At 70.7% G+C, this 13,260-nt stretch carries 8 protein-coding genes and 1 pseudogene; 7 read left to right on the top strand and 2 right to left on the bottom strand.

Annotation, left to right across the window (positions count from 1 at the left end; translation table 11 throughout):
* The 5 genes and pseudogenes from cbiQ to M2266_RS14500 all read left to right on the top strand — a co-directional run bounded on the left by cbiQ (nucleotide 1) and on the right by M2266_RS14500 (nucleotide 6,985).
* Nucleotides 1-765: a cobalt ECF transporter T component CbiQ gene (gene cbiQ, locus M2266_RS14520; RefSeq protein ID WP_277438575.1), complete on the top strand. Its 765-nt coding sequence runs from the start codon at nucleotides 1-3 to the stop codon at nucleotides 763-765.
* On the top strand, nucleotides 762-1,553 hold the full coding sequence (locus M2266_RS14515; RefSeq protein ID WP_277438574.1) for an ABC transporter ATP-binding protein: 792 nt from the start codon (nucleotides 762-764) through the stop codon (nucleotides 1,551-1,553). The genes cbiQ and M2266_RS14515 overlap by 4 nt, the downstream gene beginning before the upstream one ends.
* Before the next feature lie 337 nt (nucleotides 1,554-1,890).
* A complete protein-coding gene (locus M2266_RS14510; RefSeq protein WP_277438573.1) occupies nucleotides 1,891-3,573 on the top strand; it encodes an FAD-binding dehydrogenase in 1,683 nt (560 codons plus the stop codon).
* A gap of 253 nt (nucleotides 3,574-3,826) precedes the next feature.
* Nucleotides 3,827-5,574, top strand: a pseudogene (locus M2266_RS14505) (glycoside hydrolase family 6 protein).
* 211 nt (nucleotides 5,575-5,785) lie between these two features.
* Complete coding sequence (locus M2266_RS14500; RefSeq protein WP_277438572.1) at nucleotides 5,786-6,985, top strand: serine hydrolase domain-containing protein; 1,200 nt, start codon at nucleotides 5,786-5,788, stop codon at nucleotides 6,983-6,985.
* A 50-nt stretch (nucleotides 6,986-7,035) separates the two neighbouring features.
* Here the strand turns inward: M2266_RS14500 and M2266_RS14495 are convergent, their stop codons facing one another.
* On the bottom strand, nucleotides 7,036-8,604 hold the full coding sequence (locus M2266_RS14495; RefSeq protein ID WP_277438571.1) for a penicillin-binding transpeptidase domain-containing protein: 1,569 nt from the start codon (nucleotides 8,602-8,604) through the stop codon (nucleotides 7,036-7,038).
* Between the two features lie 298 nt (nucleotides 8,605-8,902).
* Between M2266_RS14495 and M2266_RS14490 the strand changes: the two genes are divergently transcribed.
* Entirely contained in the window at nucleotides 8,903-10,075 is a 1,173-nt protein-coding gene (locus M2266_RS14490) for a hypothetical protein (RefSeq protein WP_277438570.1), read from the top strand.
* A 7-nt stretch (nucleotides 10,076-10,082) separates the two neighbouring features.
* Here the strand turns inward: M2266_RS14490 and M2266_RS14485 are convergent, their stop codons facing one another.
* A complete protein-coding gene (locus M2266_RS14485; RefSeq protein ID WP_277438569.1) occupies nucleotides 10,083-11,867 on the bottom strand; it encodes a phospholipid carrier-dependent glycosyltransferase in 1,785 nt (594 codons plus the stop codon).
* 219 nt (nucleotides 11,868-12,086) lie between these two features.
* Here M2266_RS14485 and rsmI point away from each other — a divergent pair, with 219 nt between their 5' ends.
* Nucleotides 12,087-13,010 (top strand): 16S rRNA (cytidine(1402)-2'-O)-methyltransferase, encoded by a 924-nt coding sequence (gene rsmI / locus M2266_RS14480; protein WP_277438568.1) that lies wholly within the window; start codon nucleotides 12,087-12,089, stop codon nucleotides 13,008-13,010.
* Nucleotides 13,011-13,260 lie beyond the last annotated feature (250 nt).

The raw sequence follows: 13,260 nt of genomic DNA, 5'->3' as shown, positions 1-13,260 counted from the left end.
ATGGGCGCCGGCCACGCGCACCGGCTCTACCGGCACGGGCACTCGCCGGTGCACGGCATGCCGCCGCACTGCAAGATCGCGGCCGTCTTCGGCTTCGTCCTCGTCGTCGTCTCCACTCCGCGGGAAGCGGTGTGGGCCTTCGGCCTGTACGCGCTCCTGCTCGTGACCGTCGCGTTCCGCGCCCGCGTCCCGCTCTCCTTCCTGCTCCGCAGGCTGCTCATCGAAGTGCCGTTCGTCGCCTTCGCCGTCCTGTTGCCGTTCGTCGCGACCGGCCCACACGTCGACTTCCTGGGTCTGTCGCTGAGCGAGAGCGGCCTGTGGGGCGCCTGGAACGTGCTGGCGAAGGGGACCCTCGGCGTCGCCGCGTCCGTCCTGCTCGCCGCCACCACCGAACTGCGGGAGCTGCTGCTCGGCCTGCAACGGCTGCGGATGCCGCCACTCCTCGTGCAGATCGCGTCCTTCATGATCCGTTACGGCGACGTCATCACCGATGAGATGCGACGGATGCGGATCGCCAGGGAGTCGCGCGGCTTCCGGGCCCGCGGGGTCCGGCACTGGCCGGTCCTCGCGAAGTCCGCGGGCGCGCTGTTCATCCGCTCCTACGAGCGCGGTGAACGCGTCCACCTGGCGATGGTCAGCCGCGGCTACACCGGCTCGATGCCCGTCATCGACGACGTCACCGCCACCCGCGCCCAGTGGTCGCACGCCGCCGTGCTCCCCGTGCTGGCCCTGGCCGTCTGCCTGACAGGATGGACGCTGAGATGACCACAGAACTGACCGGCGATCCGGTCGCCGGCACGACGCCCCCCTCACTCGACGTACGCGGCCTCGCCTACGCCTACCCCGACGGCCACCAGGCCCTCTTCGGCGTCGACCTGAGCGTCGCCCGCGGTGAGCGGGTGGCGCTGCTCGGGCCCAACGGCGCGGGCAAGACCACGCTCGTCCTGCACCTCAACGGGATCCTGACCGCCGGCGCCGGCACGGTCACCGTCGGCGGCCTGCCCGTCGGAAAGAAGCACCTCGCGGAGATCCGCCGCCGGGTCGGCATCGTCTTCCAGGACCCCGACGACCAGCTCTTCATGCCGACCGTCCGGGAGGACGTGGCCTTCGGCCCGGCCACCTCGGGGCTGCGCGGCGCGGAGCTGGAGGCGCGCGTCATGACCGCCCTCGACCAGGTCGGCATGGCCGAGTTCGCGGCCCGCCCGCCGCACCACCTGTCCTTCGGACAGCGCCGCCGGGTCGCGGTGGCCACCGTGCTGGCGATGCGGCCGGAGATCCTGGTCCTGGACGAGCCCTCGTCCAACCTCGACCCCGCGTCCCGCCGTGAGCTGGCCGACATCCTCCGTTCGCTGGACGTCACCGTCCTGATGGTCACCCACGACCTGCCGTACGCCCTGGAGCTCTGCCCCCGCGCGGTCGTCCTCAGCGACGGCGTCATCACCGCCGACGGCCGCACCCAGGAACTCCTCTGCGACGAGGACCTGATGCGGGCCCACCGCCTGGAACTCCCCTTCGGCTTCAACCCCCGCTCGGTGACGGCCCCGGTCGCGTAGCCGGGACGTTCCGCCGGGGTCGGCGCGGGGGCGCACCGCTGGTGGGTGGGCGGTGCCGGGACGCGCCGCTGGTGGACGGGTGGTGCCGGGACGCACCGCTGGTGGGTGGGTGGTGCCGGGACGCGCCGCTGGTGGACGGGTGGTGCCGGGACGCGCCGCTGGTGGACGGTGCGCAAGGTGGTCGTTCGGGGCCGGCGCCGACCCCCGCCGCCCACGCGCGTCCCACCCACGCAGCCGCGCGGCGCCCCGGCGCCCCAGCCCGCCACCCACCCCGGCCGACACCCCCGCGTACCGCCAGGTAACGTGCCCCCCACCGTCGAACCCGGAAGGCACCCCCATGGCAATGGACGCGGACGTCATCGTCGTAGGAGCAGGACTCTCCGGGCTCGTGGCGACGGCCGAACTCGCCGCGGCCGGCCGCAAGGTCATCGTCGTGGACCAGGAGCCGGAGGCGTCCCTCGGCGGGCAGGCGTTCTGGTCGTTCGGCGGGCTGTTCCTGGTCGATTCGCCGGAGCAGCGCCGGATGCGCGTCAAGGACAGCCGGGAGCTGGCCCTCCAGGACTGGATGGGCACGGCCGGCTTCGACCGCCCGGAGGACCACTGGCCGCGCAAGTGGGCCGAGGCATACGTGGACTTCGCCGCAGGCGAGAAGCGCTCATGGCTGCACGAGCGCGGCGTGCGGTTCTTCCCGGTGGTCGGCTGGGCCGAACGGGGCGGGTTCCTGGCGACGGGTCCCGGCAACTCGGTGCCGCGCTTCCACATCACCTGGGGGACAGGACCCGGCATCATCGAGCCGTTCGTCCGCCGGGTGCGCGAAGCCGTCGCGTCCGGCCGCGTCGAACTGCGCTTCCGGCACCGGGTGACCGGGCTGAGCTCGACCGACGGCCAGGTGGACGGCGTGACCGGCGAGATCCTGGTCGCTGACGGAGCCGAGCGCGGCGCGGCCAGCTCGCGCGAGGTCAGCGAGGAGTTCAGCCTGACGGCGCAGGCCGTGATCGTCACCTCCGGCGGCATCGGCGGCAACCACGACCTCGTGCGCAAGGCCTGGCCCGCCCGGCTCGGCTCCCCGCCGGAGAAGCTGCTGTCCGGCGTTCCCGCGCACGTGGACGGCCTGATGCTCGGCCATGCCGGCGCCGCGGGCGCGAACCTGATCAACGGCGACCGGATGTGGCACTACACCGAGGGCATCGAGAACTGGAACCCGATCTGGGCGCGGCACGGCATCCGCATCCTGCCCGGCCCGTCGTCGCTGTGGCTGAACGCGCGCGGCGAGCGGCTGCCGGTGCCGCTGTTCCCCGGGTTCGACACCCTGGGGACGCTGGAGCACATCATGACGACGGGGTACGACTACACCTGGTTCGTCCTCACCCAGAAGATCATCGAGAAGGAGTTCGCGCTCTCGGGGTCCGAGCAGAACCCGGACCTGACGGGCAAGAGCGTGCGCGAGGTGCTCAAGCGCGCGCTGCCGGGCGCGACCGGGCCCGTCGAGGCCTTCAAGGAGCACGGCCCCGACTTCGTGGTCGAGAAGGACCTGTCGGCGCTGGTGCGCGGGATGAACGCGATCACCGAGGACGCGCTGATCGACGAGACCGCGCTGCGCCGTGAGATCGAGGCGCGGGACCGGGAGATCGCGAACACGTTCACCAAGGACCTCCAGGTCATGGCGGTGCGCGGAGCGCGCAACTACCTCGGCGACAAGCTGATCCGAACAGCGTCGCCGCACCGGATCCTGGACCCGAAGGCAGGCCCGCTGATCGCGGTCCGGCTGAACATCCTGACCCGCAAGTCCCTCGGCGGCCTGGAGACCGACCTCGACGGGCGGGTACTGCGGGCGGGCGGCGAACCTTCCCCTCGCTCCCGCTGGGGAGACCCCATCGCCGGTCTGTACGCGGCGGGCGAGGCGGCCGGCTTCGGCGGCGGGGGCATGCACGGCTACCGCTCGCTGGAGGGCACATTCCTCGGCGGCTGCATCTTCTCCGGGCGCACGGCGGGGCGGGCGGCGGCCGCGGCGACCGCATAGCGGGGGAGCGGATACCGCTCGGCGGGGCAAGCGGCGGCGGCTGCGCGGACAAGTCGCCGCCGACTGACGGCGGTTCTGTTTGAAGCGTTGACAGGACTTGGTCAACGCTTAACTATGGGAGCGCTCCCACGTTAAGAGGGTGTAACCGAAACGGGCATCAACGCACCACCTCCCTCGACCACTTGAAGGTCAACCCCACTACGGAGGTAGTCCGCACATGAGAGCTCCAACACGACGACGCCGTACGGCCCTGATGGCCGCAGGCGTCCTGATCGCCACCGGCAGCGGTACCGCCGCGGCGTTCACCGCAACCAACGCCTCGGCCGCTTCGGACGCGGTTGCCGGCTGTTCGGTCGCGTATACGGTGCAGAGCCAGTGGAACAACGGTTTCACTGCCCAAGTCACCGTTACCAACACCGGCCCCGCAGTCACCTCTTGGACGTTGGGCTGGTCCTTCGCCGGCAACCAGAAGGTGACGCAGGGCTGGAGCGCGGACATCGCGCAGAGCGGCGCCGCCGTCACCGCCAAGAACCTGTCGTACAACGGGTCGCTGGGAACCGGCGGTTCCACCGGCTTCGGCTTCAACGGCTCCTACAGCGGCACGAACACGAGCCCCACCGCCTTCACCCTCAACGGTGTCGCCTGCAACGGCGGCCCGACCACTCCCCCCACGACCCCGCCGACCACTCCGCCGACGACCCCGCCGACCGACCCGCCGACGACCCCGCCCACCACGCCTCCGCCCGGCACGCGGGTCGACAACCCGTACGTGGGCGCCAAGGGCTACGTCAACCCGGAGTGGTCCGCGAAGGCGGCCGCCGAACCCGGTGGCAGCCGCGTGGCCAACCAGCCGACGGCCGTATGGCTCGACCGCATCGCGGCGATCAACGGGGTGAACGGTGGCATGGGCCCCTGCGCGCCCACCTGAACAAGGCGGTCACCCAGGCCGCGGGACAGCCGCTCACCATCGAGCTGGTCATCTACGACCTGCCGGGCCGCGACTGCGCCGCGCTCGCGTCCAACGGTGAACTCGGCGCGACCGAGCTGAGCCGCTACAAGACCGAGTACATCGACCCGATCGCCGCGATCATCGCCGACCCGGCCTACGCCGCGCTGCGCGTCGTCACGGTCATCGAGCCGGACTCGCTGCCCAACCTGGTCACCAACGCGGGCGGCACCGCCGGCTCGACCGAGGCGTGCGCGACGATGAAGGCCAACGGCAACTACGAGGCCGGCGTCGGCTACGCGCTGCACAAGCTGGGCGCGATCTCCAACGTCTACAACTACATCGACGCCGGCCACCACGGCTGGCTGGGCTGGGACACCAACATGGGCCCGGCCGCCCAGGGGTTCCTGAAGGCCGCGACGACGGGCGGTGCCACCGTCAACGACGTGACGGGCTTCATCGTCAACACCGCCAACTACGGTGCGACGACCGAGCCGTTCTTCAAGATCACCGACAACGTGAACGGCACGTCGGTCCGGCAGTCGAAGTGGGTGGACTGGAACTACTACGTCGACGAGCAGACCTACGCCCAGGCGTTGCGCACCCTCCTGGTGACGACCGGCTTCAACTCCAATCTCGGCATGCTGATCGACACCTCCCGCAACGGCTGGGGCGGTACGGCCCGGCCCACCGGACCGGGGGCGACGACCAGCGTGGACACCTACGTCAACGGGGGTCGCACCGACCGTCGCATCCACCTCGGCAACTGGTGCAACCAGTCCGGCGCGGGTCTCGGCCAGCGGCCCACCGCGGCTCCGGCCGCCGGTATCGACGCCTATGTGTGGGTGAAGCCGCCGGGTGAGTCCGACGGTTCCAGCACGGCGATCCCGAACGACGAGGGCAAGGGATTCGACCGGATGTGCGACCCGACCTACACCGGCAACGGCCGCAACGGCAACAGCATGAGCGGCGCGCTGGCGAACTCGCCCCTGGCGGGTCAGTGGTTCTCCGCCCAGTTCCAGGAGCTCCTGAAGAACGCCTACCCGGCGCTCTGACCGCCCCACCCGTGGTGCCCGCCCTGCCGGGCCCGCCCACCCGCGCCCCGCTCGAGCTCCATGAGCGGGGCGCGGTCCCGTTCCGCTTTCCGGAGGGTCGCAGGAGAGGGACGAGGGAAGGGATGGGGGAAGGCCGGGGTTGGGATGTGCGTGCGCGCCGTGCACCATGGGGGTGCGGATTCATGTCGGGCGCGGAGCGGGAGCGACAACGGTGGTGGACGTCCACGGGACGGCGACGGACGGCTTCGAGCCGGTCCGCGAGGCGTTCGCACGCAACTTCGAGCAGCGCGGCGACCGCGGCGCTGCCTTCGCCCTCTACCGCGACGGCCGCAAGGTCGTCGACCTGTGGGCCGGCACGGCGGACGCGGACGGGGACGAGCCCTGGCGCGAGGACACCGCGCAGATCGTCCGGTCCGCCACCAAGGGCCCGGCGGCGGCCTGCCTGCTCCTGCTCCACCAGCGCGGCCAGCTCGACCTGGACGCCCCGGTCGGTACGTACTGGCCCGCCTTCAAGGCCGCGGGCAAGGACCGGGTGACCGTACGGGACGTCCTCGCCCACCGGGCCGGTGTCCCCGCGCTCGACGTGCCCCTCACCCCGGAACAGGCCCTCGACGGCTTGTCAGGACCGCGCGCCGTCGCCGCACAGACCCCGCTCTTCGCGCCGGGCACCACGCACGGCTACCACGCCCAGACCTACAGCTGGCTGCTCGGCGAGATCGTCCAGCGGGCCTCGGGGCGCAGCCTCGGCCGCTACATCGCCGAGGAGATCACCCGGCCGCTCGGCCTGGACCTGTGGGTGGGCCTGCCGCCGGGCGAGGCGCACCGCGTCGGGCGGATCGCCGACGTCCCGCCGCCGGTCCCGGCCGCCGCGACCGGGCTGCGCGCCCGTCCCAAGCAGTCGGTCCACGACGCCTACGCGAACCCGGACTCCCTCACCCGCCGGGCCTTCGCCGCGATCACCCCGCTCCCGGACGAGAACGACCCGGTCTACCGGGCGGGTGAACTGGCGGCCTCGAACGGCATCGCCACAGCCCGCTCACTGGCCCGTTTCTACGCGGCTCTCGTGGGCGACGTGGACGGGTACCGGGAGAGCGACGCCGACAGCCGGATGCTCTTCGCCCCGGCCACCGTCACCGGCGCCCGCACCGTCGAGTCGGACGGTCCTGACGAGGTACTCGTCGTCAACACCCGGTTCGGCCTCGGCTACATGCTGCACGGCCCGTCCTCCCCGTTCCTCGGCCCCACCTCGTTCGGCCACCCCGGCCGCGGCGGCCCACTGGCCTTCGCGGACCCGGACGCCGGCATCGGCTTCGGCTACATCACCAACGGCATGCAGAAGAACGTCACCTCCGACCCCCGCGCCCAGGCCCTGGTCCGGGCGGTACGGGAGTGCGTGGCCGCGCTGCGTTGACGGCGGGGGCCGGAGCCCCGGTCGGGTGCGGGGGTTACGCGGCGCGAGGCCTATGACGCCTTGAGCACGGCCGCCACGATCGGCCCGGCGGAGTCGCCGCCGTGCCCGCCGTTCTGCACGATGGCGCTCGCGGCGACGTCGTCGCGGTAGGCGAGGAACCAGCCGTTCGGCTGCCCCTCCCCGTCCTCGGCGGACCCGGTCTTCGCGCCCACGTTGCCGTTGACGCCGCTCATCGCCGTGGCGGCGGTGCCGCTCTGCGCGGTCTGCCGCATCATCTGCTGCAGGGAGCTCTTGACGCCGGACGACAGCGGGGTCGTGCTGATCGACGGCCGGTCCGGGATGAGGTCGGCGGCCACGATCCGCGGCTGGTGGAAGCGCCCGTTCTTGGCCGTGGCCGCGACGGACGCCATGTCCAGCGGGCTGGCCGTGATCATGCCCTGGCCGATCATCTCCGACGTCAGCTCGTCACCGGTGCCGCCGGGGATGCTGCTCTTCTTGGTGCTGACGCCGATTCCCCAGTCCTGACCGAGGCCGAAGACATCGTGAGCGGTGTTCTGGAGCGTGTTCCCGGGGACCTTGTCGACCTGCGAGATGAAGGCGGTGTTGCAGGAGTTGGCGAAGTCCCAGGCGAAGGTGGCCTGGAGGTTCCCCTCCTTCTCCACGTTCTTGTACATCTTCCCCTGGTGGACGTTGTCGTGTGCCTTGCACTGCACCTTGGTGGACGGCGTGACGCCCGCCTTCAGCAGCGCCGCCGCCGTGACGACCTTGAAGGTCGAGCCGGGTGCGGCGGTGGCGGCGAAGGCCAGGTTGGTGCCGGTGGCCGGGTTGTTGGCGATGGCCAGCACCCCGCCGGTGTTCACGTCCAGTGCGGTGACGGCGGAGCCGGACCGCTTCAGGACGGCCTTCTCGGCCGCGCTCTGGATGTCCGCGTCGAGCGTGGTCGGGAACGTGCTGCCGGTGCCCTTGACGATCACCTGCAGTGTCTCGGCCACGGTGCCGTCCGCGCTGTCGATCCAGGTCTCGACGCCGGGGGTGCCGCCGGAGGCCTTGGCGGCGTACTTGCTCCGCAGCTGGGTGAAGAACCGTCCCAGCGACGGGTACTTGGCCGGATCGAGGACCTTGCCGTGCCGGTCGGTGAAGTCCAGCGTGGGCTGCTTGGCGGTGCCGGTCTCCAGGCTCGCGCCCTCCGCGAGCTTCGGATGCACCACGGCGGCCTTCCACTGGACGACGGGCTTCCCGCTCGCCCCGCGGATGACGGTGAGGGCGGAGTCGTACGTCCACGGCGCGGACTTGCCCTCGAACGAGAGCGTGGCGGCCACCCCGAACGGCACCTTGCCGCCGATGGCGGTGCCCGGGGTCGCCTTCACGGCCGTGACGTGCGCCTTGTCCTTGTACCCGGTCAGGGCGGCGGTGGCGGTCTGTGGGGAGTCCGTGAGGCTCGCGGCCTTCGCGGTGTCGCCCGAGGACCAGGCGGCGAGGAAGTCGGCCGCGGTCTCGGTGATCTCCTCGGCCTTCGGCGGCCCCGCGCTCTTCGCCGAACCGGCCTTACTCGTCGACGAGCTGTCGCTGTTCAGCGCGTCCAGCACGTTGTAGACCCCGTACCCGGCAACCCCCAACATCCCGGCGACAACCCCACCGACTATGCCGACCTTCGCACCCCGTTGCATTTTCCCATCCCCCTCGTGAGTTGAACGCGTTCAAAGAAAGCGCTCGTCATCGCACTTTACGGGACACCAGTGACACAGGGGGTCTCATTAGGAGCACGCGTCTGCATCAGGTTCGGACCAAGCGTCGAAGACCAGCCACTCGACCGGTGGCGCCGGTTTCGTCACCCTGGTCACCCGGATGGACGGCCTGGGTGCACCCTATGGGCTAACTAGTGTGATTTATTCATTCTGTCCGGGTAGTGAGGGCGGCATGGGAAAGATGGCACATAAATATTTGGGGCGGATGCGCGAGTGGTGGCGCGAGCGGCATTCTTGGGAGCTCAGCGAAGAGGGCCGCGCCAATATTCGCAAAATGCGAGCTTTTGTAGAGGCCAGAGAGGCCCAGATTTCCGGGGACCCCAACGGCAAGAAGTTGATGGCGGCGGCGCGGCGTGAATTGAATGCCGCATACCAGTTGCTCAACTTTGAAAAACACCACAGGACCCCTCTCGGGTCACATGTGACGGCTGCTCAGATCCACCTGAACTCGGCCCGGTTGCTCTGGGTGAAGTCCTTCATCTCGCATCCCGAGACCATCAAGCCGTATCTTCCCAGCTTGCTCGCCGTCATCAGGGAGCATCTTTCCTCGGATGATGAACGCAGGAAATGCGTCGAGGATATCCGGCGATACGACAAGTTGACGAATCAGGACGTCGTAAAGATCACCGAGGCGGTCGAAGCCGCTCAGGCGGTCAGCCTCCGCGAGAAACTGCGCGCCGGTAGCTTCGTGCGCATCGTGTGGATGGTGACCGGCTTCCTGTTCGTTCTGGCGGTGAGCGTCGGTGTGTTCACGGCGATCTGGCCGGAGGTGGTACCCCTCTGCTTCAACCCACAGCGATCCATGGAATCCATCGCGTCGGAAGTGCTGCCGCCAGAGAAACCGGCGGTTGACTACAAGGTGGTCTGCCCTGCGGGAAGTGATCCCTTGCCGAACTCCGATGATGTGGACGACAATTTCGCGGCGGTCACCACACGTGGCGACTATTTCATTGTCGAAATCGCCGGCCTCGTAGCGGCAAGCCTCGCCTCGGCCTCGGGCCTTCGGAAGATCGGCGGCACATCCACCTCCTATGAGGTGCCCGTTGCGTTGGCCGCCTTGAAGCTGCCGGCAGGAGCGCTGACGGCTATCGGGGGACTTCTCCTCATGCGCGGCGGATTCGTTCCGGGCCTCAGCGCACTCGACTCCTCCGCGCAGATCATCGCCTGGGCGATCATCTTCGGGTACTCGCAGGAGCTGTTCACGAAGTTCGTCGACCGGCGCGGGCAAATGGTGTTGGAAGACGTGCGCGGACCAGGGAGTCCCCCACCTGCGGCGAACCCGATCGGACCTCCTCCGAGCGGTCCCAACCCCAACCCCGGCTCCGAGATCGCGGCTGCTCTGTAGACACGGCCTAGATCCAGGAGTCGAACCACATGCGGGCCCGCCAGGCGTCCATCGAGATGGGCATGCCCGTGTAGATCGGGAAGAAGTAGATGAAGTTCCAGACGATCAGCAGCACGAGTGTGCCCGCGCCCACCGCGCCCCACATGCGGCGGCGTTCGTCGGAGCCCGGGGGGCCGAGGATGGCGCCGACCATCATCGCTACGGCCAGGCAGAGGTAGGGGACGAAGGCGACCGCGTAGAAGAGGAAGATCGTGCGGTCCTGGTACATCATCCAGGGCAGCCAGCCGGCGAAGGCGGCGCAGACGATCGCGCCCGCCCGCCAGTCGCGGCGGAAGCCCCAGCGGTACAGCAGGTAGAGCAGCGCGAAGCACGCCGACCACCAGAGCAGCGGGGTGCCGATGGCGAGGATCTCGCGCGCGCAGCCCCCGGCCGCGGTGCAGCCGTCGGCGCCGTTCTTCGGGGACTCGTAGAAGTAGGAGACGGGGCGGCCCAGGACCATCCAGCTCCACGGGTTCGACTGGTACATGTGCGGCGTGGAGAGCCCGATGTTGAACTGGTAGACCTGGAACTCGTAGTGCCACAGGCTGCGCAGGGCGTCCGGCATCCACGTCATGTCGAACTGCGGGAGGTCGATCCGGCCGATCACCGGCAGCTTGATGTGGTCGGGGGACAGGCCCTTGCGGTGCGCGGCCCAGTCGCGGCCATAGCCGCCCTTGGTCACGAACCAGCCGGTCCACGAGACCAGGTACGTGCCGATGGCGACGACCACGACCGACAGGAACGCCCAGCCGGTGTCCTTGCGCAGCACCGCCCGGTACGGGTGCCTGGCGCCCGCGACCCGGCGTGAGCCGGCGTCCCACAGGATCGTCATCAGCCCGAACGCCGCCAGGAAGTACAGGCCGTTCCACTTGCTCGCGCACGCCAGGCCCAGGAAGAGCCCGGCCGCGAGCCGCCACGGGCGCCAGCCCATGCCGCCGCGGTCCCCGACCCGGCGGTCCGGCCCCGCCAGGCCGTCCTCACCGACCGGCAGCGCCGCCGCCAGCCGGGCCCGCGACCAGTCGCGGTCCACGACCAGGCAACCGAACGCCGCCAGCGCGAAGAACATGATGACCAGGTCGAGCAGCGCCGTACGGCTCATCACGTAGTGCAGGCCGTCCACCGACAGCAGGAGTCCGGCCAGGCAGCCGAGCGCGGTGGAGCGGAACAGCCGGCGGCCGATCCGGCACACCATCAGCACCGACAGCGTCCCGAGCAGCGCGACCATGAAGCGCCAGCCGAACGGGTTCAGCCCGAACAGCTGCTCACCGACGGCGATGACCCACTTGCCGACCGGCGGGTGCACCACGTACCCCGGATCGGGCGACAGCGGGATGATCTGGGGATCGGCCAGGATCTGCGGGTTGGAGACCTTGCCGTCGGTCCAGGTGCCCTCGTAGCCGTACTGGAGCAGCGACCACGCGTCCTTCGCGTAGTACGTCTCGTCGAATATCACCGCGTGCGGCTTGCCCAGGTGCCAGAAGCGGATGAGGCCCGCCAGCAGCGCCACCAGGAGCGGACCGCCCCATCCGGTCAGCCGCGCCACCTTCGACGCGGCCCCCGGGCCCAGACCCAGCGAACCCCACATGCGGGTCCCCGGCTCCGGGAACGGCACGACGAGCCGGTCGCGGACGTCCACGTGCGGCCGCTCCGTATAGCCGAAGCGGCGCAGCCGCCGCTGCCATGCACTGGGCTGCGGCTCCGGGAGGAGGAGGCCCTCGTCCCGTTCGGCCTGAGTCGCGGTGTCACTGGTCACCGGGCCATCGTAGGGATGTCGCATCCCGCTTCGGGTCCCGGGCAGGCGGATTCCCCCGCACGAAGCGGTCTTTTCCGTGTCGGACCCCCGTTTTCAGCCTGCCCGGAGACCGGGACCCAGGTCGAGGCCGGGGTCTGTCCGGGGTCTGTCCGGGGGCACCTCCCGGCGATAGCCGGGGGAGATGGAGGGCGAAGCGCGGCCGGGTGGGAAGCTAGGACCGTGACGAGCTCAGCGGCAGGCGCAGGCGTACTGGTTCTGGCGGGGACCCCGATCGGCGACATCCAGGACGCGCCACCGCGCCTCGCCGCCGAACTGACCGCGGCGGAGGTGATCGCCGCGGAGGACACCCGGCGGCTGCGCCGACTGACCCAGGGCCTCGGCGTGCACACGACCGGCCGGGTCGTCTCGTACTTCGAGGGCAACGAGAGCGCCCGCACCCCCGAGCTGGTCGAGGCGCTGGAGAACGGCGCCCGCGTCCTGCTCGTCACCGACGCGGGCATGCCGTCCGTCTCCGACCCCGGTTACCGGCTGGTGGCGGCGGCCGTGGAGAAGGGCATCAGGGTCACGGCGGTGCCGGGCCCGTCGGCGGTGCTGACGGCGCTCGCGCTGTCCGGGCTGCCCGTCGACCGGTTCTGCTTCGAGGGCTTCCTGCCGCGCAAGGCGGGGGAGCGGCTGGCGCGGCTGCGCGAGGTGGCCGACGACCGCCGCACGCTGGTGTACTTCGAGGCGCCGCACCGGATCGACGACACGCTGGCCGCCATGGCGGAGGCGTTCGGCGCCGACCGCCGCGCGGCGGTGTGCCGTGAGCTGACGAAGACGTACGAGGAGATCAAGCGCGGCCCGCTGAACGAGCTGGCGGCCTGGGCGGCCGAGGGCGTGCGCGGCGAGATCACCGTCGTCGTGGAGGGCGCCCCGGAGCGGGGTCCGTCGGATCTGGGTCCGGCCGAACTGGTGCGGCGCGTGATGGTGCGCGAGGAGGCGGGGGAGCGCCGCAAGGAGGCGATCGTGGCCGTGGCCGCCGAGCTCGGCCTGCCGAAGCGCGACGTCTTCGACGCGGTGGTGGCGGCGAAGAACGCGGCCAAGGCGGAGGGGACGCCCTCAGCCAAGGCGGAGGGGACGCCCGGAGCGGGCGCGGGGGCCTGATCGGCCGGAGCTCGGCACCCCGCCCGGCCGGCCCCCGCATGGCTTCTTCGGCCTAGGCCGTGTCTGACACATCCCGCCTGGCCCGGGACGCCTGGCACGCGCGCTCTCCCCCAGCTACCGCTGGGAGGGGCCCCCAGTTGTCGGGCCCGCCCCGGTACGTCCTGTACAGGGGCGACCTTCCGCCGTGCGATCGCACGCACCAGACGCCCCGGGCCCCGCCCTCCGGGCGGACGCCGGTATGTGTCAGACA

The sequence above is a fragment of the Streptomyces sp. SPB162 genome (genome assembly GCF_029504575.1).
GTDB lineage: Bacteria > Actinomycetota > Actinomycetes > Streptomycetales > Streptomycetaceae > Actinacidiphila.
This window is presented reverse-complemented; position numbering and strand designations above follow the sequence as displayed.

Excerpts from the sequence above, each read along its gene's own strand:
- M2266_RS14510 (WP_277438573.1), top strand. The coding sequence starts at position 1,891 with ATGGCAATGGACGCGGACGTCATCGTCGTAGGAGCAGGACTCTCCGGG.
- M2266_RS14515 (WP_277438574.1), top strand. The coding sequence starts at position 762 with ATGACCACAGAACTGACCGGCGATCCGGTCGCCGGCACGACGCCCCCC.
- M2266_RS14490 (WP_277438570.1), top strand. The coding sequence starts at position 8,903 with ATGGGAAAGATGGCACATAAATATTTGGGGCGGATGCGCGAGTGGTGG.
- M2266_RS14495 (WP_277438571.1), bottom strand. The coding sequence starts at position 8,604 with ATGTTGGGGGTTGCCGGGTACGGGGTCTACAACGTGCTGGACGCGCTG.
- cbiQ (WP_277438575.1), top strand. The coding sequence starts at position 1 with ATGGGCGCCGGCCACGCGCACCGGCTCTACCGGCACGGGCACTCGCCG.